This is a genomic window from Halomonas litopenaei (genome assembly GCF_017303055.1).
Lineage (GTDB): Bacteria > Pseudomonadota > Gammaproteobacteria > Pseudomonadales > Halomonadaceae > Halomonas > Halomonas litopenaei_A.
In genome coordinates, this window is the sequence record NZ_JAEKJT010000004.1 from 522,001 (window position 1) to 545,602 (window position 23,602).

Sequence of the window (23,602 nt, forward strand, 5' to 3'; positions counted from 1 at the left end):
ATTTAGACATTCTGCGCTTAGACATCCAATGCCTGGCCATCCAACGTTTGGACATCCAACGCCTGGACATCCAGCACCGCATCAGGCGCTGGACAATGTCACAGGTTACTCTTCGCCGCCGGCTTCCTGCATTTGCTTGTGCAAGTAGTTCTGCAGGCCGACCTTGTCGATCAGGCCAAGCTCGGTCTCGATGATGTCGATGTGCTCTTCCTCGTCGTCGAGGATCTTCTGGAACAGATCACGGCTGACGTAGTCCCTCACCTGCTCGCAGTAGGTGATGGCTTCGATCAGATCATTGCGACCCGTGTGCTCTGCCGCCAGGTCAGCCTCGAGCATTTCGCGAGTGTCTTCGCCAATGTGCAGCTTGCCCAGGTCCTGCAGGTTGGGAATCCCTTCGAGGAACAGAATGCGCTCGATCAGGGTGTCAGCGTGGCGCATTTCCTCGATGGACTCGTCGTACTCCCACTTCGCCAGGCGCGCCAGGCCCCAGTCCTTGTACATCTTGGCGTGGAGAAAGTACTGGTTGATGGCCACCAGCTCGTTGCCCAGCACGGTGTTCAAATGCTGAATGACCTTGGGATCGCCTTTCATGGGAAGCTCCTCATTGCTTGTCGGTGGTGACCGACCATGCGTTGCCAGTCGACTTGCTATCAATGAACGAGGCTCTACTACCGCCTCGTTTGCGTATCGTTATTGGACTGCCATCCGCCGGGGGCCTTGCCTCCCGCCTCAAGCATCACCAACACACTGGCACGGCAAAAGTAGCCCTACCAGCTCCTGTTAAGAAGCAGTATAGGCCACGAATGAGAAAATTCAATCAAATCAATAACTTGATAAAAAGAACTACAACGATATTGATTGCCAATTCAGGCGATAGAGACCCTCGACAAGACTGCTGGCGGCTGCCGTAACCGTCTCAGGATCAACCGCTTACACCGCCGCTTACACCGCATAGGCGAGCGATTCCAGCTCGACGCTCGTCGCTTCCTGGATGGCATCACGAGTAATTTGTTTACCTACACAGGCACACTTGCCGCACTGAGTGCCACAACCGGTCTCGCGTTGCACCTGGCGCCAGCTGCGCGCACCGTCGTCTACGCTCTGACGAATCTGGCGGTCACTAACCCCTTTGCACAGGCATACGTACATTGCCATCTCTCCTGAATCACTATAGGCAATGTAAATGATTCCCATAGCGGTACGCAACCTTTTCGAGATTTATTCGTATTCGCTTTCGCTAAAGATATGAATTTCCATGATTCCGCTCAACTTCTGACGCCGCCGTTCAGGCAAGACGTCAGCGTGCGAGGCCCATAACGGACGTAAAAAGAAGAAAGGCCAGACAGGAGAAAGCAGGTGAAGGACTCACCAGGAAGAGGATGGGGCGTGCACAAGGCAGGCCTGGACCACGAACGCTGCGACGCCCGCGCGAGCCATCACGCGTCCATCAAGACCGTTTAGGCAGCACCACGACTTGGGTACCGGAGGCCAGGTCCGCCCAGCTGCGTCGCTCGCCGTCAAACACTACCCAGAGGTGCCCAAGCCCCAAAGGCAGAAAGGACACCGCCCCTACCGCAAATCGCACCATGGTCTGACGCAAGCTGATAGGCGCCCCGTCAAGCGTCTGTACCCGCAAGCGCCACGCCTGCATGCCCAGAGTCATGCCGCCGCGGCGCCAGAAGAAAGCGAAGAAGGCAAACGCTGCGGCCACCAGCAGCAACCTGAGACTGAACACTTGCCACACACCAGCGCCGACCTCTGCCGGTGCCAGTCCCAGTACCTTGCGCACCACCAGCACGTGCAGCGTGGTAATGGCGATCCAGATGGCGAGCAGCAAAAAACCGTCGTAAAGCATGGCACCGAGGCGGCGCCCGAGCCCCGCCGGCCAGACATCATCAAGATCGGTAAAGCGTCGATTCATGGCAATTGCTCGACCACATCAGCGCACGCCGGCAGAGTGCCCGCGCGCATAGCCTAACCACAGACACCGGCCCTGCCGGTATCCCCCACCCATCAACCGGATCGTCTCAGCAGGTGCAGGCCCAGCAGGGCGCACACCAATGTAGGTGCAAGCACCGCCCAGGCAGGAGAGAAACCGAACACGGTAGACGCAGGCGCCAGCAGGTCCTGCAGGTACTTGAACACCAGTCCGGTAATCACGCCGTAGAACACCCGTGTGCCAGCGGCTACTGTCCGCAATGGACCAAACACAAAGGACGCTGCCACCAGGACCAGCGACGCCATGGTCAAGGGCATCAGCATCTTCTGCCAGAAGTACAAAAGCGGCTGGGTAGCATCCAGGCCCTGGTCATCCAGGTAACTGGCATACGCCCACAGCTCACTGGGCGCCTGGGTTTCCACATCCCGCAGCAGCCGCGAAAGCTGGGTCGGCGACAGACTGGTTTCCCAACGCTGGTCCGGCACCTTGATGACCTCGGTGCGATCATCATTGAAGCGAGTGACTTCTACCTGTTGCAGCTGCCAGTGCTGCCCCTGCCAGACCGCTCGATGGGCCGTCGTCACCGACTCCAGGCGATGGCCATCAAACTCATAGCGAGTCAGATCCAGCACGGTATCGTCGGCGCGTATGGCACCAAATCGATAGAAATCGTCGCCTTCGCGCTGCCAGCCGCCACGCTCGGTGACCACGGCGCCCTCGCCTTGCATCTGCTGTACCTTCCAGGCGTGGGCAAACTGCTCCGTGCGTGGGCTGACGAACTCGGCCACCGTCAATACGATCACCACCACCAAAATGATGGGCTTCATGACGCCCCAGACGATCCGCGCCAACGAACGGCCCGCTGCGCGCATGACGGTCAGCTCGTTGTTGGAGGCCATGCTGCCAAGTCCGATCAACGCACCAATCAGTACGCCTACCGGCGCATATTGGTAGAAGCGCCAGGGCAGCCTCAAACAAAGAAACAGGAACACTTCGAAGGCACCATAGCCTCCCTCGATGTCTCCCAGATCGTCGATGTAGGTGATGATGAGGTCGAGACCCAGCAACACCACCTGTACCACCAGAATGGCACCCAGCACATTGCGGGCGATGTAGCCGTCCAGCCGATCGAGAATCATCCGCTCATTCCCTTGCGTTGGGCGTTGAATGCCAGGCCCAGGCCAAGCAACAGAAAGCCTGCGTGAATTGGCCACATGCCGATGATGGCCGGCAGCGTCCCACCACCGATGGCATCCATGGCGGCCAGCAGCATGCTGAGATAGGCCACATAGAGAAAGATCGCCGGCAACAGCTTGGCGAAGCGCCCCTGACGTGGATTGACCCGCGACAGGGGTTGGGCAAGTAACGTCAGCACAAACACCATCAACGGCGCCCCCAGGCGCCACTGCAGCTGCGCCTTGGCTTCCGGGGTGGGGTCCGCGAGCAGCGCTGGGGTAGTGGCAAACTCGGCCGAGTCCGTTTCGACGGCCTCGACCGCCCGGGCCAGGCGGACGGCATAGGTGCCGAACTCCAGCCGCTCGGCATCGGCACGCCCTGCTTCCGCGCTGTAGCGCTCACCATCTTCCAGCACCAGATAGCGGCTACCGGTATCCGGGTCCACCGTCTGGTATCCCTGGGTCGCCCGGGTCACCACGCTTTCGGGAGACCCGTCGCTGCGTTTCTGGCGCTCGCTGATAAACACCTCCTGCATGCGCTCGCCGTCTGCCGAGACGTCGCTGGCATAGGCAATGCGGCCACTGCCGAACTCCTGGAAGCGTCCGGGCGCCAGCGCCGAGAAATCAAGCTTGCTGCGCTGCTCTTCCAGTACCAGCTCGTTGTGCAGCGCACCGGCCGGCGTCAACCACAGACTGAACATCCCCACCAGCACCGCCACCAGAGTGGCCGGGACCAGGCTGACCGTCAGCAGCCGATTGGGACTGGTGCCGCAGGCCACCAGTACCGTGATTTCGCTGTTCAAGTAGAGCTGGCCATAGGCCAACAGGATGCCCAGGAAAAATGCCAGTGGAAGAATCAGCTCAAGAAAGCCGGGCATGTGGTAGAGCATCAGAGAGCCAAGAATGCTCGCGGGTATCTCGCCCTCAGCCGCATTGGCAAAGTAACGGATGAAACGGCTACCCATGATGACCAGCAACAGCACGCCAGCCACTGCCGACATGGTCAGCAGGATTTCACGGGTAAGATAACGAAAAATGATCAATGCACACTCCTGGCCATGGGCATTCCCAGCTGTCTTCCTTGCTCCAGTGTAACCCCGGGGCGAGTCGCCTTGCCTGAGGCGTTGCCTGATCCCGCCAACGCTAACGGCGGCCATGCAATCCACAGGGTGCTTGGGTACACTGGGTGGACTCGGCATCGTGCCGGCATTATCCAGAATCCCCCTACGCTTGTCTTGTGGAGTCAGCATGGAATTCCCTGTAAAGACGGCCAATCCGGTCAAGATCGAGACTGCCTGCCTGGTTATCCCGGTGTTCAAGGACGGCCAGCTCACCCCTGCCGCAGCCAAGCTCGATGACGCCAGCGAGCGCCTGATTGGACAGCTGATCGAGCGCGGCGACTTCAACGCCAAGCTGGGCAACGTTCAGCTGGTGCCCTTCGCACCGGGTCTGTCTGCCGACCGCCTGCTGCTGGTCGGCTTCGGCGATCGCGCAAAATGTCAGGAAGGCGCCTTCTGCAAGGCCGTCGATGCCGCCTTCGCGGCGCTGTCCCAGCTCACCATCGATGAAGTCTCGGTCGCTCTCACCGATGTGCCGGTCGATGACCGCGACGTCGACTGGAAGGCCCACAAGATTGCCGAAAGCGCACTCCGTGCCAGCTACCGCTTCACCGACTTCAAGAAGGACGCCGGTCCTGCCCCGAGCCTCAAGAGCGTGTCGATTCTGCTCAGCGAGGGCGATGACCGCGCCTCTGCCGAAGAAGGCGCTCGTCAAGGCGCCGCCGTCGGCACCGGCATCAACCTGGCGCGTCAACTCGGCAACCTGCCCGGCAATGTGTGTACGCCGCGCTATCTGGCCAGCGAGGCCGAGCGCCTGGCGGCAGAGTCCGCGGGTGCCCTGTCCACCGAGATCCTCGATGAAGAGGCATTGGAAGCGCTTGGCGCTCACTCGCTGTTGTCGGTTGGCCATGGCAGCGACGAACCCTCACGGTTGATCGTAATGCGTTACCAGGGGGCTGACGACGAGAACGAAGCCCCCCACGTCCTGGTCGGCAAGGGCATCACTTTCGACACTGGTGGTATCTCGTTGAAGCCTGGCGCGGGCATGGACGAGATGAAGTTCGACATGTGCGGTGCCGCAAGCGTGTTCGGCACCGTGGCCTCCGTGCTGGCCATCAAGCCCAGGATCAACCTGGTGGCCATCGTCGCAGCGGCAGAAAACATGCCCAGCGGACGCGCGACCAAGCCCGGCGATATCATCAAGACGCTGAAGGGCCTGTCGGTGGAGGTGCTCAACACCGACGCCGAAGGCCGCCTGGTCCTGTGCGACGCCCTGACCTATGCCGAGCGCTTTGAACCCGCCAGTGTCGTCGATATTGCCACCCTGACAGGCGCCGCCATCATCGCCCTGGGTCATCACGCCACCGGCCTGATGTCCAACGATGACGATCTGGCCCTGGACCTGCTCGATGCCGGCGAGACCGCCTGGGATCGCGCCTGGCACCTGCCGCTGTGGGACGAGTACCAGGAGCAGCTGGACTCCAACTTCGCCGACCTCGCCAACATTGGCGGGCGTCCGGCGGGGACCATCACCGCCGGCTGCTTCCTGTCACGCTTTGCCACCGACTTCCCCTGGGCACACCTGGATATCGCCGGCACCGCCTGGAACAGCGGCGCCGCCAAGGGTGCCACCGGTCGTCCGGTAGGCCTGTTGACCCGCTACCTGCTCGACCGCGAGTCAGAGGTCGTCGCCAGCGACGACTGAAACAGCGTCTGTCAGGCCAGGCGGTCTGCACTGACAACCCAGCAGCGCCAGCCCCACGACAGTGATGCTGCGTTGTGACCATGACCAGGCTTCCCCGACAGGGGGAGCCTGTGTCATTCTGGCTCTATCGGCAGGAGCGCATTCTGCCCGCCCCATCCTGGTCGAGCCCCTGACTCGACCCCGATCCGCTGTCGCCGCTTGCCATTGCGGCGCGATACGATTCTGGAGAACGACCCGTGTCCATCCAAGGCTTCTCGCTCGAGCCCAACGCCAACGCTACCGATGCGAGCATCCGCAACACTATTCTCGAGAACCCGGGCTTCGGTCGTCACTTTACCGACCACATGGCTCACATCCGTTGGACCGAAGACGCCGGCTTCCACGGTCATCAGGTACGCCCTTACGGCCCGCTATCGCTGGATCCGGCGGCATCCGTGCTGCATTACGCCCAGGAAATCTTCGAGGGCATGAAGGCCTACCGCCATGCCGATGGCAGCGTCTGGACCTTCCGCCCCGAGAAAAATGCCGCACGCTTCCGTGCCAGCGCTCGTCGCCTGGCCTTGCCGGAACTCTCCGACGAGGACTTTATCGGAGCCATCAAGGCGCTGGTTGCCCAGGACGTCGAGTGGGTACCGACGCCGGCAAGCGAGGCTGAAGAGTCCAGCCTTTATCTGCGTCCCTTCATGATTGCCTCCGAGGCCTTCCTGGGTGTGCGTCCCTCCAAGGAAGTGGATTTCTACGTTATCGCTGCACCGGCCTCCGCCTACTTCAAGGGCGGCATCAAGCCGGTGTCCATCTGGCTGTCCTCCAACTACAACCGTGCGGCCCCCGGCGGCACCGGTTCTGCCAAGTGCGGCGGCAACTACGCGGCATCACTGCTGGCTCAAAAAGAAGCCTTCGACCACGGCTGCGACCAGGTTGCCTTCCTCGACGCCGTCGAGAACACCTGGGTCGAGGAACTCGGTGGCATGAACCTGTTCTTTGTCACCCGTGATGGGCGCCTGGTCACGCCCCGCCTGACGGGCACCATTCTCGAGGGCGTCACCCGAGACTCCATGCTGCAGCTGGCCCGTGACGAAGGCCTGACCCCGGAAGAGCGTCCCATCAGCATTGATGAATGGCGCGACGGCGTCGCGTCCGGCGAAATCACCGAGGTGTTCGCCTGCGGTACCGCCGCGGTGATCACGTCCATTGGTCGACTGGTCAGTGAAGACGGCGTCATCGAGCACTCAGGCAGCAATGAAGTGGCCAGTCGTCTGCGCAAACGCCTGCTGGACATCCAGTATGGTCGCGTCGAGGACACCCACGGCTGGTTGACGCGACTGGTCTAGTACCCGCCGTTCCCCCAACCGCCTCAAGCCACTTCAGACAACAGGCCGCCTGCGGGCGGCCTTTGCCGAGTTTTCAGGTCAGATTGCATGACCAAGATCGACTTCTACATCCTTCCCGACACCACGCTGGAGGCGCGTATCGCCTTCGCCTGCCGGCTGACCGAAACCATCGCACGCAAGGGCTACCGTCTTTACCTTTACGCCGAGGACGAAGCCATGGCCCGCGAGCTGGATGAACGTCTGTGGGACTTCCGCCCAGACGCCTTCGTCCCGCACGTCCTTGAAGGCAGCGACGACGCCAGCATCGAAGCGGCCAAGCGTGTGGCAGTGACCATCGGCTGGGAAGGCCCGCCGGCAAGCCTGGACCCGCCTCCCCAGGCCATGCTCAACCTGTCGCCGGAGATTCCCGAGTGGTTCTCCCGCTTCGAGCGGGTGGCAGAAATCATCAACCAGCATCAGGACGTGCTGACGGCCAAGCGCGAGTGCTGGAAGACCTACAAGCAGCGCGGCTATCCCGTCACCCCGCACCAGCTCAAGGGCCAGGGATAAGTACCGTCTTATTCGCCAGCCGATACCCTGACGCCCTGCTTCAGTTCAGGGTATAATCGACGCCATTTTTCGCAGGCCTCGCTCTCGCCAGCGCTCCGTCGGGACGCGTCACGCACGCTCTTGTCAGGCGCGCTGACTCGAGCCGAAGGCCAGCCATCGAACGTCCCGCCCACCCTCGCCATGGCAAGGCCATGATGTCGTCAGGGCGCCGCCAGCAAGAGCATTCCATGGAAAAGACCTACCAACCCGAAAGCATCGAAACCCGCTGGTACCAACGCTGGGAAGAAGACGGCCGTTTTACCCCGTCGGGTGAGGGTGATCCCTTCGCCATCATGATTCCGCCGCCCAACGTGACCGGCAGCCTGCACATGGGCCACGCTTTCCAGGACACCATCATGGATACCCTGATCCGCTGGCGGCGGATGCAGGGCCGCAACACCCTGTGGCAGGTGGGTACCGACCATGCAGGCATCGCCACGCAGATGCTGGTAGAGCGCAAGATCGCCGCAGAGGAAGGCAAGACCCGCCATGACCTGGGCCGCGACGCCTTCATCGACAAGGTGTGGGAGTGGAAACACGAATCCGGCGGGCATATCACTCGTCAGCTCCGCCGCATGGGCGCCAGCCTCGACTGGAGCCGCGAGCGCTTCACCATGGACGACGGCTTCTACAAGGCCGTACAGGAAGTCTTCGTGCGCCTCTACGAAGAGGACCTGGTCTACCGTGGCAAGCGCCTGGTCAACTGGGACCCGACCCTGAACACCGCGATCTCGGACCTTGAGGTAGAGAACCGCGACCAGCAGGGCCAGTTCTGGCACTTCCGTTACCCTCTGGCCGATGGCGTCACCACCGATGCGGGCCTTGACCACCTGGTGGTCGCCACCACTCGTCCCGAGACGCTGCTCGGCGATAGCGCCGTCGCCGTCAATCCAAAGGATGAGCGCTACGCCTCGCTGGTCGGCAAGTTTGTCGAACTGCCGCTGGTCGGTCGCCGCATTCCCATCGTCGCCGATGAACATGCCGACATGGACAAGGGCTCTGGCTGCGTCAAGATCACCCCGGCCCACGACTTCAATGACTATGAGGTCGGCAAGCGTGCTGGCCTGCCGCTGATCAACGTCTTCTCCAAGACCGCCCATATTCTCGAGTCTGCCGAAGCCTTTGATATTCAGGGCCGCCCCCTTGGCGATATCGACACCGCGCTGCCCGCGGCCTACGCCGGACTCGACCGCTTCGCCGCACGCAAGGCGGTTGTGGCCGACATGGACGCCCAGGGCCTGCTGGAGAAGACCGAAACCGTCAACAATACCCTGCCCTACGGCGATCGTTCCGGTGACGTGATCGAACCGCTGTTGACCGATCAATGGTTCGTGGCGGTGGAGACCCTGGCCAAGCCCGCCATCGAGGCGGTCGAGAACGGCGACATCCAGTTCGTGCCCAAGAACTACGAGAACATGTACTTCTCGTGGATGCGCGACCTGCAGGACTGGTGCATCTCACGCCAGTTGTGGTGGGGCCACCGCATTCCCGCCTGGTACGACGACGAAGGCAACGTCTATGTAGCGCGCACCGAGGCCGAGGCCCGCGACAAGCATGGCATCGCAAGCGACGTCGCCCTGACCCAGGACGAGGACGTGCTCGACACCTGGTTCAGCTCCGGCTTGTGGACCTTCGGCACCCTGGGCTGGCCCGAACAGACCGACGAGCTCAAGACCTTCCATCCCAGCAGCGTGCTGGTGACCGGCTTCGACATCATCTTCTTCTGGGTCGCGCGGATGATCATGCTGACCCTCAAGTTCACTGACGAAGTGCCGTTCAAGACGGTCTATGTCCATGGTCTGGTGCGTGATGGCCAGGGCCAGAAGATGTCCAAGTCCAAGGGCAATGTGCTCGACCCGATCGACCTGATCGACGGCATCGATCTGGAAGCGCTGGTGGAAAAGCGCACCGGCAACATGATGCAACCGCAGAAGGCCAAGGCCATCGCCAAGGCGACCCGCTCGGAATTCCCCGATGGCATTGAAGCCCATGGCACCGATGCCTTGCGCTACACCTTCCTGTCCCAGGCCACCACCGGTCGTGATATCAAGTTCGACATGGGGCGTCTGGACGGTTATCGCAACTTCTGCAACAAGTTGTGGAACGCCTCACGCTACGTGTTGATGAATACCGAAGGCGAAGACTGTGGCCGCCATGGGGAAGACGTCGAACTGTCCCTGGCCGACCGCTGGATCGAGGCCCGCCTGACCCAGACCATCACCCAGGTGACCCGGGCGATGGAAGAGTTTCGCTTTGACCATGCGTCGCAGGCGCTCTACGACTTCGTCTGGAACGAGTACTGCGACTGGTACGTCGAGCTCTCCAAGCCGGTGCTGTGGGACGAAAGTGCCAGCGAAGCCGCCAAGCGCGGCACTCGCCGCACCCTGGTGCGGGTGCTGGAGTCCATCCTGCGTCTGGCGCATCCCATGATGCCGTACATCTCCGAGGAGATCTGGCAGCGCGTGGCGCCGTTGGCCGGTACTCTCGAGGGCGACAACGACTCGCTGATGGCCAAGGCCTGGCCGCTGGCCGACGACGCCCTGATCGACCAGGACGCCATTCGCGATATCGAATGGCTGAAGGGCGTGATCGTGGCGGTACGTAACATTCGCGCCGAGATGAACATCGCCCCAGGCAAACCGCTTGACGCGGTCCTGACCAAGGGCAGCGAGGCCGATCGTACACGCTTGTCCGACAACCGTCTGTTCCTGTCGAAGCTGGCCAAGCTCGCGTCCATCGAATGGCTGGAGGACGCAAGCCAAGCCCCGCTGTCCGCCACTCAGCTGGTGGGTGAGATGGAAGTGCTGGTGCCGATGGCTGACCTGATCGACAAGGACGCCGAACTGGCACGTCTGGGCAAGGAGATCGACAAACAGGACAAGCTGATCATGGGCGTCGAGAAGAAACTCGCCAACGAAGGCTTCGTGGCCAAGGCGCCGGCGGCGGTCATCGACAAGGAGCGCGGCAAACTCGAGGAGTATCAGGCGGCTCGTCGTGTGCTGGTCGAGCAGCGCGAGAAAATCGCCGCGCTTTAACAAGCACCCGCCCATCGGCCTGACATCGACCCCGCCCCTCGCACTGGCGGGGTCGATGTGTTGGGGCCAGCGCTCAGCCGGCAGCCTGGCTGGCCAGCGAGCGTCGTGCCAACTCCACGGCCGACGCCACCGCCGTCCTGGCCTGGGGGCTGTTCTTCCAACAGGTACTGCCAAGCATCGACGCCACCTGTTCAACGATGTCTGGCATCTCGTACTCGGCCAACGCCTCGAAAGAGTCGATGCCGATCTCCTCGAAGCGCTGCACGACGCTGGGTCCTACCCCGCGTAGCTCAAGCAGCGCCGCCCGTTCCTGGTCAGTGAATGCCATGCTGTCTCTCCGTGTGTTGTCGGCTTCCCCGTGGACACCATCAGCATAGTCGTTGCGCACTAGTGGCCGGCTGCCACATGCCACTGACGCACAGGCGCGGCGTCTTGCCCCCTCATGCATCAGCTGGCGTCGCGGAACCCACCCAGCACCAGCGAGTTGGGGCCAAAGAACACCAGGCGGTCATGATCGATCAGATAGCGGTAGGCGTTGTCGAGCATATCGCGAACCTGCTGGGCCCCCTGGGGGTTGGCACAGGCCATGCGGGTAGCCGCCAGCTCGCTGAAGTCGATCCGCTGACTGTCGCCAAAGCGCACGCTACCGGTAAATCGATTGCAGCCGTCACTGCCACTGACGCTGCCGTCACGGGCGACTTCAAAATAGGGCTTGGTGGGCATACTGAGCCGATCACTGGTCCCGACCAGCAGCAGGTTCCAGCGCTTACCGACCACCGGGCTGGATACGCTACCTGGTGCTGCGGTGCCGCCGCCGTCGACAGTGGACGAAGGCTGACTGGAACAGGCTCCCAGGGCCAGGGCGCAAACGCTGAGAGCGGTGATACGACGAAGTCGTGGCAGAACCATTCGTAGCAGAACCATGCTATCTTCCTTGCAGCTTTATCATCAGGATGCCGCCTAATATGCCAGAAAACCGCGCCATCTCGCCCGGTTTTGTCCAAATCTCTTGGGCACTGCGCTATCGGCACGGTGTTCTGTCATGGCCACTCAAGCCCATCGTGAAAAGGACCTCACCATGCTCAAAGCCCTCGACAACGACGACCTGGGAAAGCTGATCCTGCGCCTGGCGCTGGGCATCATGATCCTGCTCCACGGCATCAACAAACTGATCAATCCCGGCAGCCTTTCCTGGATCGGCGACACTCTGGCCTCCCATGGATTACCGACGGTGCTGGCCTACGGCGTTCTGCTGGGCGAGGTCGTCGCTCCGTTGATGGCGATTCTGGGCTGGAACACCCGCATCGCGGGCCTTTTGATCGCAGGCAACATGGTCGTGGCCATCTACCTGGCTCATATGGGCGAATTGTTCAGTCTGGCCAGCAGCGGCGGCTGGGCCCTGGAGCTGCAGGGCATGTTCCTGTTTGGCGCCTTGGCCATGATGTTCCTCGGTAGCGGCCGCACCGCGCTCAAGCCCGACTGAGCGCTGCAGCGCCTTCTCGCTTTCAAGCGACGCCACATCTTCGCCGACCCGCGTTCCCCGACACCGCCCACCTCCCAGGCGGTGTCTTGTTGCCGTCGCCCGTCCAGCACCAGCACGTCCGGGCCGAGTTCAACTAACGTCGAACGTCTCCTTGATGAGTGTCATCTAGCCCTTGGCTTAACTGTGCGTAAATAAGCAGGACACGTTCAGGTTTGCTCTCTCGCGAGAGAAGACGTTTTGCCCTAGCCGACACACGGAGCCCATCATGCTCGCGTTCAAGCCCATCCCCGCCCTGGTCGCCATTGCCCTGGGCCTGGCGATCTGGTTTGCCGTCCCTATTCCAGACGGCGTCACCCCCGAAGCCTGGCACCTGCTGGCGATATTTGTCGCCACCATCGCTGCCATCATTGGCAAGACCATGCGCATTGGCGCCCTGGCCATCATCGCCATCACCCTGGTGGCTCTGACCGGCGTCACCAACCCGGACAACTCCAAGGCCGCGGTAGCGGATGCCCTGTCGGGGTTTTCCAACCCGCTGATCTGGCTGATCGGCCTGGCCATCATGATCTCGCGGGGGCTGGCCAAGACAGGGCTTGGCAACCGCATTGGCTACGCCTTTATTGCCGCCTTCGGCAAGCGCACCCTGGGCATCGGCTACGCCCTTTCCCTGGCCGAGCTGACCATCGCGCCGATTACCCCCAGCAACACGGCACGGGGCGGGGGCATCATGCACCCGATCATGCGCTCCATTGCTGACAGCTTCGGCTCATCACCTGACGCCGGTACCAGCAAGAAGATCGGTGAGTATCTGGCGCTGGTGAACTATCACGCCAACCCGATCACCTCGGCCATGTTCATCACCGCCACTGCCCCCAACCCCTTGATCGTCGACCTGATCGCCAAGGCCACGGGCTCCGCCCTCTCGATCACCTGGACCCAATGGGCGCTGGCGGCACTCCTTCCAGGCCTGGTCGCCATCGCGCTGATGCCAGCGGTGCTCTACGTACTGTATCCCCCGGAGCTCAAGCGTACTCCCGACGCTACCTCCTTCGCCCGCAAGCAGCTGGATGACATGGGCGCCCTGACTCGCGCCGAGAAAATCATGATTGGTGTGTTCGGTCTGCTGCTGACGCTTTGGGCAGGCATCCCGGCCATGCTGTTTGGCCCCGAGCTCAAGGTCAATTCGACCACCGTGGCGCTGCTCGGTCTGTCCATCCTGCTGGTGACGGACGTGCTGACCTGGGATGACATCCTGGGCGAAAAATCCGCCTGGGACACCATCGTGTGGTTCGCCGCCCTGGTCATGATGGCAAGCTTTCTGGGCAAGCTGGGACTGATAGGATGGTTCTCTGGCGTCATCGAAGAAGGCATCGGTAGCCTCCAGATGGGCTGGTTCGGCATGGCGCTGGCGCTGACCGCTGTGTACTTCTATGCCCACTACTTCTTTGCCAGTACCACCGCCCATATCACCGCCATGTACGCCGCCTTCCTGGCTGCCGGCATGGCGCTCGGCATCCCTACCCTTTACATCGCCCTGCTGCTGGCCGGCGCATCATCCTTGATGATGTCGCTGACCCACTACGCCACCGGCACCGCGCCGATCATCTTCGGCTCAGGCTATGTGGAACTCGGCACCTGGTGGAAGGCCGGCTTCATCATGAGCATCGTCAACCTCACCATCTGGATCGGGGTCGGCAGCCTGTGGTGGAAGGTGCTCGGCTACTGGTAAGCCCATCTAGCGATCCGTGGCCCCACCTCGAGACGCCACCGCCTTGCGGTGGCGTTGTCGTCTGGCCTGTCGGTTGGCTTGCCTGACGTCCCTTCCCGGCGCAGAATCGACAGCGACAGGATGTCGTTTCTGTATCGTCTGGAGGTTGGCCATGGATTTCCTCTCCCCCGCGCTATGGTGGCTGCTCGCAGGGCTCGCGGCCCTGATCCTCGAGCTGCTCAGTGGCTCCTACGTATTGCTTGCCTTGGCGGCGGCATTGATCGTGGGATCCCTGGTCGCCTGGTCGGGTGGCGACATCATCATGCAGCTGATCGCCTTTGCGGTGGCCTGCGGTGTGCTCGTTCCCCTGGCTATCTGGCGCCTGCGCAAGCGTCGCTACGGCCCCCACCCAACGTTTGGCGTGGCCGGTGGCGGCACCCGCCAGGGTGAGCGCTTCGTGCTGGTCAGCCGGGATTTTGACGACGCTCCTTGCATCAAGCTGGACGGAGACCTGTTTCGTGCCTGTTTGGCACAAACCGATGCCGAGGCCCCTGCCCTGCGTCCAGGTGACGAGGTCATCCTGTTACGGTTTGAAGGTACTCAGGCCATCGTGCGCCCAGCCGGAGAAGGCTCCTGAGAGATCCGCTTGCCGTGACTCCTGTTCACGCATCCGGTCAGCGCTGTCGTCTCCTTCTATCGCATGCCCTGGCGCCAGCTCTAGCGCTTAACTATACGCTTCCCTATCCATTTCCCTATCCGCTTCCCTATCCCGTGCAACCAACGAGCACGGATTCCCACGGCGGCACATCGCCGCTCCCGACGGGCAGCCAGGCCGGCTTGACGGATGATGCCCTTGCTACCAAGGAGGTGTTTGCATGTTGTTGAATGTCGTTAGCCCAGGCCTGTTGCTGGCCATCGTGGTGGTCGTCATTGCTCTGATCATGCTGATCAAGGGACTGGTGATCGTGCAGGAGTCCGAAGTGATCGTGATCGAACGCCTCGGGGCTTACAACCGCACGTTGCAGAAAGGGGTGAATTTCATCATTCCCTTCTTCGACAAGCCCAGGCCCATGAAGATGGTGCGCTACATTCGTCAGGGCCAGGAATTCACCCCGGTACTGAGTCAGGAAACCCGCATCGATCTGCGCGAATCGGTCATGGACTTTCCGTCCCAGCCGGTGGTGACAACCGATAACGTGACGGTACGTATCGATGGCGCCATCTACTTCCAGATCATCGATCCCGCCAATGCGGTCTACAAGATCGAGAACATGAGTCAGGCGGTCGAGGTGCTGGCCAAGACCACCTTGCGTTCCGTGGTAGGCCAGATGGAGCTGGACAAGATCTTCGAGTCCCGTGCCGAGGTCAACGCCAAGATCAAGGAACAGATGGAAGAACCGGCCTCCAAGTGGGGGGTGGCGATCAACCGTATAGAGGTGCAGGACATCGAGATGCCAGCGGAAGTGAAGGAGGCCATGCATCTGCAGATGTCAGCCGAGCGTCGCCGCCGGGCCACCGTGACCGAGGCTGAAGGCGACAAGGCAGCGGCGATTGCCAAGGCTCAGGGCCAGAAGGAATCCGCCATCCTCAATGCCCAGGGCGACAAGGAGTCCGCCATTCTTCGTGCCCAGGGGGAAAGTCGCTCGATCGAGCTGGTACTGAATGCCATGGGCGAGGGCGAAAAAAGCTCCAAGGCCGTCATCGGCTATCTGCTGGGTCAGTCTTACATCGCCATGCTGCCAGAGATGGCCAAGCAGGGTGAGCGGGTCTTCGTTCCCTACGAAAGCTCGGCCCTGCTAGGCGCCATGGGGGCCTTCCGTGACCTCAACGCCACCGACGAGGCACTGGGCGACATCGCACGCCGGGCAGCATCCGCCGGCGGACTGACCGGCGCGGCCAGCGCCCACGGCTGATGCCTTTCCCTCGCCGATAGCCCTTGCCGACAGCAACCGCTGAACATCGCCAACCCTATCGCCACGCGGCAGGGTTGGCGGCAGGGTTGGCGGCAAGGATGAGCGCTGCGCAGACAGCAGGGTCTGTCCATGGGAAGCACGCCCGAGAACAGACGGCAGCGCAGTTGGCACGCCCTGCCGCCACGCTTTGCCCCTACCAGCTCCCCGTGTTCTCCATGGATGCCCACGGCTCTTGGGGGGCAAGGGCATCGCCTTTTTGCAGCAGTTCCACCGAAATACCATCGGGGCTTCGCACAAAGGCCATATGACCGTCACGGGGAGGACGGTTGATGGTCACACCATTGTCCTGGAGCTTCTGGCAAAGCCCATAGATATCATCGACACGGTAGGCCAGGTGGCCAAAATTCCGTCCGCCCTGATACTCCTCCGGATCCCAGTTCCAGGTCAGCTCAAGCTCAGGTGCCTGCAGCTCGCTGGAGCGCGACTCATCTTCTGGCGCCGCCAGAAAGACCAGGGTAAAGCGCCCCTTGTCGTTCTCCTTGCGCCGGACCTCTTTGAGGCCCAGCAGGTCGCAGTAGAAATGCAGCGACGCGTCGAGGTCGCTGACACGCACCATGGTGTGTAGAAATTGCATGGCCTGTATCTCCAAGTCAGGGGCTCTTCCTCCCGGCAGCGCAGACACCACTGCCGTTACGGATAGCGGGCCACTACCTTGGCGCGATCCTCCCCCGCTGTAAAGCTCAGCACGGCATAGTCATCCACCCGTCCGGTTTCCATGCCTGGGGAACCATGGGGCATACCGGGAACTGCCAACCCATCGATGTCAGGCGACGCTTGCTGAAGCCAAGCGAGCTGTTCGGCAGGTACGTGCCCTTCGATCAGGTACCGTTTGCCGGCGTCCGTGGTCAGCACAGCGGTATGGCAGGATGCCAGGGCCATGGGAACGCCAAGTTCGCGTTTCACGGCGCCCATGTCGGCTTCTTCGAGCACCGACACCTCAAACCCCGCCGCTCTGACATGGTCGGCCCAGGCGCTACAGCAGCCGCAGTGGGGATCCTTGTGCATATCGATTCCAGCCGCCATGACCAGCGGACTGACAACGCCGAGCAACGCCGCGCCCAGGGCGCGCAAAGAGTGAGCCATCGCGTATGATCTCCTGAACAACGTAACGTCTGTGAGTCGACACAGCATCGCAGAAGGTCGTCAGAAGGGAAATGCCAGAACTCAACCATGAGGCACAGGCCCACCAACCTCCATCAAGACAATGCCTGCCAGAACGACAGGAGAAGACGGCATATACCGGGCCCCTTTACATCGCCTCCTTTAAGACGAACTCTTTGACGGTGGCCGCTTACCGAGGAATCCAGCGAATGAGTGAGTACTGCAACGTGGCACCGGGGCACCCCCTGCATGGGCCCTACCACGATACGGAATACGGGTTCCCCATCACCAGCGAGGCCGACTTGTTCGAACGACTGGTGCTGGAGATCAACCAGGCTGGGCTCTCCTGGCTGACGGTACTGAAGAAACGCGACGCCTTCCGCCATGCCTTCGACCACTTCGAGGTTGACCGGGTGGCCGCCTATGGCGATGAGGAGCGGGCGCGACTGCTCAATGATGCGGGCATCATCCGACATCGGCAGAAGATCGACGCGGTGATTCACAACGCCCAGGTGCTCCAGCAACTACGCGTGTCTCACGGCGGTTTCGAGGCCTGGCTGAATGCCCATCACCCTCTTCCCCACGCACAGTGGGTCAAACTCTTCAGGCGACACTTCCGCTTCACCGGCCCCGAGATCGTCAAGGAATTTCTGATGAGTACCGGCTATCTCCCTGGGGCCCATCATGATCAGTGCCCGGTGCAGCAGCAGGTCTTGGCCGCCTCCCCGGCATGGACGCAAACCGCCTCCGACACCAACTCGCCCGGCTAAGCGGCGCCAGGAAGAGATAGTGGATTCACTGACACAAGCGGCACTGGGCGCAGCCCTCGGCGGCGCGACACTAGGACGTCAACTCGGGCGAAAATCGCTGTTGGCCGGTGCCGTGGTCGGCAGCCTGCCGGACCTGGATGTGCTGATCGACTATGGCGACGCGGTCGCCAACGTCACCTACCATCGCGGCTTCAGCCACTCGCTGTTTGTGCTTACCGCTGTGTCACTGGCGCTCGCTTTTGCCGCCACGCGGCTTGGCAAGCGATGGGCGGTCACCGCGACGATACCCGCGTTGCGCTGGTGGCTGTTCTTCTGGCTATGTCTCGTCACCCACCCCTTGCTGGATTCGCTGACGACCTATGGCACCCAGCTATGGTGGCCGCTTGAGGTGGTAGCACCCAGCGCCACGCCGCTAGTGTTCATCATTGATCCCGTGTACACCCTGGTACTGCTGGGTGCGCTCGGCGTGGCCCTGTGGCCGAGCACCACGCGCTCTGCACTCCAGCTTGCCGCCAGCGCGGGGCTGATCATCTCGAGCCTATATCTGCTGGCTGCGATGGGCGCCAAGAGCTGGGTGGAGCTGCGAGCACAAGCCGCGCTGGAGCGAATCGACATGGCCTCGGCGCAGGTGCTGGTCCAGCCGGCACCGTTCTCGACCCTGCTATGGCGAGTAACGGCCATCAAAGGTGATCGTCATGCCGAGATGCTGATCGGCCTGCTGGATGGTGACACCCAGCCTCAGGTAGAGCTGTTCCAGCGCGGTGCAGCCCTGGAGAAAGCCGCCACATCACTGGCCAGCGGCCAACGCCTGGAATGGTTTGCCGGGCCCTTTCTCCGCTACGAGACGCTGACCACCGAGGATGACACCCTGCTAATCGCCACTGACTTGCGTCTAGGCTTTCCCGGATTTCATCCTTTTCGCTTTGCGCTCGCCCGATGGCGGGGGGATCGCTGGGTCGCCCTGTCGCCCAGCCGGCAGTTGCCGATGTCTGCTCAGCAGCGTCCTCTCGGGCGTTTACTGGCACGCATCATCTCGCCACAGCCCAGACTTTGTATGGGTGACTACGTGGCACCACGTTGGCACCTGGCGACCGATACGGCTGTCTGTGCGGTCCATCACTCAGGGCAATGACGCAACAATGCCGCGACGAAAGCATCCGTCGCGGCATGGCCTCTAGCCTGGGGGAATGGCTGGAGGGGTATAGCTAAAGGGATGTTGCTAGGGGGACATTGCCAAGCAGCTTGGCGGGTTATTGCCAGCCGGCCTGGCATCGGCCGGCGTTACAGCGCCTCGACCAGCGTCGCGATCTCTGCGTGGGCCTGGGTGAGCGCGGCTTCCTTGATCTCATCGCCCATGTTCAGGCCCTCGGCATAGACCGCCTCGAACTCGCTGATGCCGATGAGCCCCAACAGGTGACGAATATGCGGCGTCTGGGTGTCCAGCTCGCTACCTGCATACTGCCCGCCACGGGCTCCCAGCAGTATCGCACGCTTGCCTTCGATCAAGCCCACCGGACCATTTTCCGTGTACTTGAAGCTCTTGCCGGCGCGCAAGATGCGGTCAAACCAGGCCTTCAGCTGGGACGGCATGCCCAGGTTGTACATTGGCACCGCAAGCACCACCACGTCATGGGCCAGCAGTTCGTCGAGCCGCTCGTCGGAGCGCAATGCCAGCTCACGCTGCTGCTCGCTGCGCTCCTCTGGTGCGACCTGCCAACTGGACAGCTCTGGCAGAGTCAAGTGCGGCAGATCGTCGGCAACGACATCGCGGTGTGTCAGCTGAATATCGCTGCGCTGACGCACCTGGCGCTCAAACTGTCGGGCCAGGTCGTTGGACTGACCATGCTCACCCAGAATCGAAGACGTCACTAGCAATACGCGGGTCATGGCAAACTCCCTAAGAAGAGGTATCTGCCGATCAGTTTACCGCCTAAAAAGTTGACGAAAAGCGAAAAAATACGGGCCTATCTTTCTATAAAAGCGAAAGAAAACGCCTGCTACATCACGACAGGAGCGCCCTGTCGGGCGCTCCTGACATCGTCCTCGACGCCGGGTAACGACTGGTTCAGGGCGCGATGCCCTGGCCACATCCCTGCAACTGCTGGCCATTGACCGTCAGCGTCACCTGAGCAGGCCAGGGCGTGCCGGCCATGTCGTCGAAACAGGCACCAGATTCGATACGCAGCTCAAAGGGGGCGTCCGCACGCCCACTCTGCAAGATTACTCGGCCCGCCTCATTATCCAGCGTGGTGACCCGATACGGCAGGCTCGCCTCGCGCTCGCCGTAGTCCAGCGACATGTCGATGCGCGGCACGTCGTTGGCCAAGGAAAGATGCCACCCGGGCTCATTGCCACGGGCATAGAACATGACGCCCGGTTTATCCGTGCGCCGAAGCGAATCGCGCCGGGCAGTCGCCTCACACTGCAGCCGTCCACGGCCGCTCTTGATCACCGCCCGATCACCGACCACGTGGGCACTCAGCTCTCCCTGCTGATAGCGCTCGCCCTGGTCCACTACCGCCTGGGGCAGCTGCTCGGCGCCATGGGTCGTCCAAAGCCGCAGGGAGTCTCCCTGAGTGGCGGTGACCACATCCTGGCGTGGTGTGCAGTGCCAGCCCACAAAGGTGGTGCCGTCGCCAACGAAGTACGCCGATGGCAATAGCGGTGCCTGCTGCTCGACAGGAGCGTCAGTGAAGGATCCGCGCCTCTCCACCGCGGGAGCCTGATCCGATCCGGCGTCCTGACCTGACTGGGAGGCACATCCCGCCAGGCCAGCCAGCGCGGCGGTAAAAAGAGTCGAAGCGATAACGGATCGGCGCATGGAAAGCTCCTTCGATAACAGCGGCAAAACGGTCCTTTGACGCCACACGATACCACCGCCAGGCCCATCGTGACCCGTTTTCCCCGGACAATCCCTCCCGATTCAGCACGCTATGTAAGCATAGGTGTTGCCACCCAAGCCCTCGCCACGGTCTGTGATCGACGCAGGTAGAGAGCTATCCACGTTCCACCGCCAAGCGTCAGTCCTGAATGCCCCTTTCAAGACCCCGAACCGCGCCTTTTATCACGCCATCAGAATGAACCAGACTCATGCTCTATCTTACGGAACATGAGCGATTCCACAGATTTGGACTAGCCCCGCAAGGGTGAGTCAAACTAAACTTCTTAATCTTTATTATGAACAAAGCTCACGATAATGCTTGAACTCCGTCATCTGCGTACATTGATCGCCCTGCGCGACGCTGGTTCTCTGGTGGAAGCCGCCGAGCGAGTGCACCTGACACAATCGGCCCTTTCTCATCAGCTCAAGGACCTGGAGGAGCGACTGGGGAGTCCGCTGTTCCTGCGCAAGACGCGACCGGTCGAGTTCACCCGCGCGGGGCTTCGTCTGCTCGGGCTGGCTGAGCAGATTCTGCCCCAGGTGCGCATGGCGGAGCGGGACCTGGCGAGACTGGCCGGCAACGAGCACGGCCGCCTGCACATGGCCATCGAGTGCCACAGCTGCTTCCAGTGGCTGATGCCCACCGTGGACCATTTCCGCGACCATTGGCCCGAGGTCGAGATCGACATCCCCGGGGGACATCATTTCGATCCCTTGCCCGCGCTGGCCCGGGAACAGCTCGACCTGGTTATCACCGCCGACCCCCAACCTCTCCCGGGGGTGCACTACGAGCCACTGTTCCGCTACGAAGGCCTGCTGGCCGTCGCTCGTCAGCATGCCCTGGCAGGCAACAGCCACGTCACCCCGGCAGATCTCGCCGACCAGGTGCTGATCACCTATCCGGTAGAGCGCTCGCGCCTGGATATCTTCACGCAGTTCCTTGACCCAGCGGGAGTCACGCCGCGTGAGGTACGCACTGCCGAGCTGACCATCATGATGATGCAGCTGGTCGCCAGCGGCCGTGGGGTCTGCTCACTGCCTAACTGGGCCATGACAGAGTATCTGGAGCGGGACTATGTGAAGGCCGTGACGCTGGGCGAGACCGGCGTCTGGAGCACGCTCTTTGCGGCAATTCGTGAAGACACCAGGGAGGCCCCCTGGATGGTGGACTTTCTGCGCACGGCTCGTGAAACCTCGTTCGCGGTGCTCGAAGGTATCAAGCCCGCCTGACGCAGCGAGACGTTCAAGGGTCAGAAACGCCGGGGAATGATCAGGGTAAAGCGGGCGCCCTGCAGGGTCGGGCTTTCATCGACGGTGACACTGCCCCCGTGCCAGGCCATGACCTTCTGCACGATGGACAGACCCAGGCCATATCCCCCCGAACGGCGGGTGCGGCTATCGTCGAGACGCGCAAAGGGCTTGAAGATATCCTGGCGGGCCTCGGGGGGAACCCCCTCGCCGTCATCTTCCACGTCGACACGCACCAGACGGCTTTCATCGTACAGGCTGACCTTGACGCGGGAGCGGGCATGGCGACAGGCGTTGGCCACCAGGTTCTGGATGGCACGCTGCAGATAGCGCAAGTCCGCGTGTATCTCCACTTCCGGTCCCGCCGCCAGCTGCACGTCGAGATTGCCGTGCAACGGCATCAAGGCATCGATCACTCGCTCGCAGGTATCGCGCAGTTCCACCGGTTCCGGTGTGGCATCCACCCCGTGGATGGTCTCGCTGTCCAGGCGAGCGTAGGTCAGAATCTCGTCGATCAGATCATCAAGCTCATCGATATCACTATCGACGCCCTGCAGCTGGCGCCGAACCAGGGCGTCCTCGGACATGTCCTCGACCATCTGCACCGCAAAACGTATCCGCGCCACCGGCGTCCTGAGCTCATGCGACACCGCACGAATCATGTCCTGCTGGGCGCGTAGCAGCGATTGCACCTGGGACGCCATACCGTTGAAGGCCATGCCGACACGTCCAAGGAAGTCGCCACTCTCGACCTTAACTCGGGTATCGAGACGACCACTGGCGAGTCGTGTCGCAGCCATTTCCAGACGCGCCATGCGCGCCTCGATGCCGCGTACGATCAAGTAGATGACGATGGCCAGAGCGCCCATCAGCAAGACCAGCATGGAAGCCAGCAGTGCAGGCGGCAGCGCCTCGTAACTTGCCATGGGGCCGACGGTCAGCCAAAACGGCGCCTCTCCCGGTGGCGAGACCTGCATGAACAGCACCACCGACCAGTGCTCGGGCAGCAGCTGCATCATCACTTCGCCCCCGGCCAGACGCGACAGGTGACGCTCATCCAGCATGGTCGGCGGCGACTGACTGATCGACACCGCCAGATCCCCTGAACTCAAACCATCGAGGCTGGACTGACGATCCTTGGCCGGGAGGCTCGCCAACCACTCACCGCTGAGCTGGGTCAGGCCCCGCAGCTGGCGTTCCGACAGCCCTGACAGCGCCACCTGCAGCACCGCCCCGCCTCCCGGCATCAACCGCCAGAAGCGCCAGTCATGGGGACTGTCGCGATCCACCAATACGCCGCCGCGCTGTAACCGCAGGCGAGTAAAGTAGCTCGGCGACAAGGACGAAAGGGACACGATCGACATCGATATATCGAGCGCCTCGGAGCGCTCTTCCATCCACTGGCGACGCTCCGATCGAGGCAAACGATCGATCATCGTCGCCATCAGATTCATCGGAGCCTCAGCCAGCGTCTCGCGATAGTGCTCGATACGGATCTTGTCGATCAACGTCATGCCCGACATCGCCACGCCAAGCGCCAGCACCAGAGTCGCCGCCAGCATGACGTAGACCCGCAGGAAGGTACTGTCGGCGAGGGCGCGACGCAT

General features: G+C 62.0%; 23 protein-coding genes. 11 read left to right on the forward strand and 12 right to left on the reverse strand.

Annotated elements, in window-relative coordinates:
• Positions 1–105: 105 nt before the first annotated feature.
• The 5 genes from bfr to lptF all read right to left on the reverse strand — a co-directional run bounded on the left by bfr (position 106) and on the right by lptF (position 4,157).
• Positions 106–591 (reverse strand): bacterioferritin, encoded by a 486-nt coding sequence (gene bfr / locus JF545_RS09715; RefSeq protein WP_206941638.1) that lies wholly within the window; start codon positions 589–591, stop codon positions 106–108.
• Between the two features lie 351 nt (positions 592–942).
• Positions 943–1,149 carry a (2Fe-2S)-binding protein gene (locus JF545_RS09720; RefSeq protein WP_206941640.1) on the reverse strand — a complete coding sequence of 69 codons (207 nt, stop codon included), beginning with the start codon at positions 1,147–1,149 and terminating at the stop codon, positions 943–945.
• A 298-nt stretch (positions 1,150–1,447) separates the two neighbouring features.
• Entirely contained in the window at positions 1,448–1,921 is a 474-nt protein-coding gene (locus JF545_RS09725; RefSeq protein ID WP_206941642.1) for an RDD family protein, read from the reverse strand.
• A 92-nt stretch (positions 1,922–2,013) separates the two neighbouring features.
• Positions 2,014–3,078 (reverse strand): LPS export ABC transporter permease LptG, encoded by a 1,065-nt coding sequence (gene lptG, locus JF545_RS09730; protein WP_206941644.1) that lies wholly within the window; start codon positions 3,076–3,078, stop codon positions 2,014–2,016.
• Positions 3,075–4,157 (reverse strand): LPS export ABC transporter permease LptF, encoded by a 1,083-nt coding sequence (gene lptF / locus JF545_RS09735; protein ID WP_206941647.1) that lies wholly within the window; start codon positions 4,155–4,157, stop codon positions 3,075–3,077. Before lptF ends, lptG begins: the two co-directional genes overlap by 4 nt.
• 205 nt (positions 4,158–4,362) lie before the next feature.
• Between lptF and JF545_RS09740 the strand changes: the two genes are divergently transcribed.
• The 4 genes from JF545_RS09740 to JF545_RS09755 all read left to right on the forward strand — a co-directional run bounded on the left by JF545_RS09740 (position 4,363) and on the right by JF545_RS09755 (position 10,831).
• A complete protein-coding gene (locus JF545_RS09740) occupies positions 4,363–5,877 on the forward strand; it encodes a leucyl aminopeptidase (RefSeq protein WP_206941649.1) in 1,515 nt (504 codons plus the stop codon).
• A 236-nt stretch (positions 5,878–6,113) separates the two neighbouring features.
• A complete protein-coding gene (locus tag JF545_RS09745; RefSeq protein WP_206941651.1) occupies positions 6,114–7,208 on the forward strand; it encodes a branched-chain amino acid aminotransferase in 1,095 nt (364 codons plus the stop codon).
• Between the two features lie 87 nt (positions 7,209–7,295).
• The gene (locus JF545_RS09750; RefSeq protein WP_206941653.1) at positions 7,296–7,757 is read left to right on the forward strand and encodes a DNA polymerase III subunit chi; all 462 of its coding nucleotides are present in this window, start codon (positions 7,296–7,298) and stop codon (positions 7,755–7,757) included.
• Between the two features lie 227 nt (positions 7,758–7,984).
• The gene (locus tag JF545_RS09755; protein WP_206941662.1) at positions 7,985–10,831 is read left to right on the forward strand and encodes a valine--tRNA ligase; all 2,847 of its coding nucleotides are present in this window, start codon (positions 7,985–7,987) and stop codon (positions 10,829–10,831) included.
• Between the two features lie 73 nt (positions 10,832–10,904).
• On the opposite strand, the gene JF545_RS09760 is transcribed toward JF545_RS09755, so the two are convergent.
• Both JF545_RS09760 and JF545_RS09765 read right to left on the reverse strand, forming a co-directional pair.
• A complete protein-coding gene (locus tag JF545_RS09760; RefSeq protein WP_206941664.1) occupies positions 10,905–11,159 on the reverse strand; it encodes a helix-hairpin-helix domain-containing protein in 255 nt (84 codons plus the stop codon).
• A gap of 119 nt (positions 11,160–11,278) precedes the next feature.
• Positions 11,279–11,755 (reverse strand): META domain-containing protein, encoded by a 477-nt coding sequence (locus JF545_RS09765; RefSeq protein ID WP_242520761.1) that lies wholly within the window; start codon positions 11,753–11,755, stop codon positions 11,279–11,281.
• A 154-nt stretch (positions 11,756–11,909) separates the two neighbouring features.
• Here JF545_RS09765 and JF545_RS09770 point away from each other — a divergent pair, with 154 nt between their 5' ends.
• The 4 genes from JF545_RS09770 to JF545_RS09785 all read left to right on the forward strand — a co-directional run bounded on the left by JF545_RS09770 (position 11,910) and on the right by JF545_RS09785 (position 15,935).
• Complete coding sequence (locus tag JF545_RS09770; RefSeq protein ID WP_206941666.1) at positions 11,910–12,314, forward strand: DoxX family protein; 405 nt, start codon at positions 11,910–11,912, stop codon at positions 12,312–12,314.
• Positions 12,315–12,579: 265 nt separating this feature from the next.
• Positions 12,580–14,043, forward strand: coding sequence for a DASS family sodium-coupled anion symporter (locus JF545_RS09775; protein WP_206941667.1), 1,464 nt, complete (start codon positions 12,580–12,582; stop codon positions 14,041–14,043).
• 151 nt (positions 14,044–14,194) lie between these two features.
• Positions 14,195–14,659: an NfeD family protein gene (locus JF545_RS09780; RefSeq protein ID WP_206941670.1), complete on the forward strand. Its 465-nt coding sequence runs from the start codon at positions 14,195–14,197 to the stop codon at positions 14,657–14,659.
• Between the two features lie 238 nt (positions 14,660–14,897).
• Positions 14,898–15,935, forward strand: a complete 1,038-nt coding sequence (locus tag JF545_RS09785) for an SPFH domain-containing protein (RefSeq protein ID WP_374107022.1) — start codon at positions 14,898–14,900, stop codon at positions 15,933–15,935.
• Positions 15,936–16,128: 193 nt separating this feature from the next.
• On the opposite strand, the gene JF545_RS09790 is transcribed toward JF545_RS09785, so the two are convergent.
• Both JF545_RS09790 and JF545_RS09795 read right to left on the reverse strand, forming a co-directional pair.
• Positions 16,129–16,569 carry a VOC family protein gene (locus tag JF545_RS09790; protein ID WP_206941671.1) on the reverse strand — a complete coding sequence of 147 codons (441 nt, stop codon included), beginning with the start codon at positions 16,567–16,569 and terminating at the stop codon, positions 16,129–16,131.
• A gap of 56 nt (positions 16,570–16,625) precedes the next feature.
• A complete protein-coding gene (locus JF545_RS09795; RefSeq protein WP_206941672.1) occupies positions 16,626–17,078 on the reverse strand; it encodes a DUF411 domain-containing protein in 453 nt (150 codons plus the stop codon).
• 227 nt (positions 17,079–17,305) lie between these two features.
• On the opposite strand from JF545_RS09795, the gene JF545_RS09800 reads away from it, so the two are divergent.
• Positions 17,306–17,866, forward strand: a complete 561-nt coding sequence (locus JF545_RS09800) for a DNA-3-methyladenine glycosylase I (protein ID WP_206941673.1) — start codon at positions 17,306–17,308, stop codon at positions 17,864–17,866.
• 19 nt (positions 17,867–17,885) lie between these two features.
• A complete protein-coding gene (locus JF545_RS09805; protein ID WP_206941674.1) occupies positions 17,886–18,998 on the forward strand; it encodes a metal-dependent hydrolase in 1,113 nt (370 codons plus the stop codon).
• Positions 18,999–19,147: 149 nt separating this feature from the next.
• Here the strand turns inward: JF545_RS09805 and JF545_RS09810 are convergent, their stop codons facing one another.
• Positions 19,148–19,753: an FMN-dependent NADH-azoreductase gene (locus JF545_RS09810; protein ID WP_206941675.1), complete on the reverse strand. Its 606-nt coding sequence runs from the start codon at positions 19,751–19,753 to the stop codon at positions 19,148–19,150.
• Positions 19,754–19,931: 178 nt separating this feature from the next.
• The gene (locus tag JF545_RS09815; RefSeq protein WP_206941676.1) at positions 19,932–20,687 is read right to left on the reverse strand and encodes a C-type lysozyme, inhibitor; all 756 of its coding nucleotides are present in this window, start codon (positions 20,685–20,687) and stop codon (positions 19,932–19,934) included.
• Between the two features lie 375 nt (positions 20,688–21,062).
• Between JF545_RS09815 and JF545_RS09820 the strand changes: the two genes are divergently transcribed.
• A complete protein-coding gene (locus tag JF545_RS09820; RefSeq protein WP_206941678.1) occupies positions 21,063–21,977 on the forward strand; it encodes a LysR family transcriptional regulator in 915 nt (304 codons plus the stop codon).
• Between the two features lie 20 nt (positions 21,978–21,997).
• Here JF545_RS09820 and JF545_RS09825 read toward each other — a convergent pair whose 3' ends face one another.
• Positions 21,998–23,602 carry an ATP-binding protein gene (locus JF545_RS09825; RefSeq protein ID WP_206941679.1) on the reverse strand — a complete coding sequence of 535 codons (1,605 nt, stop codon included), beginning with the start codon at positions 23,600–23,602 and terminating at the stop codon, positions 21,998–22,000.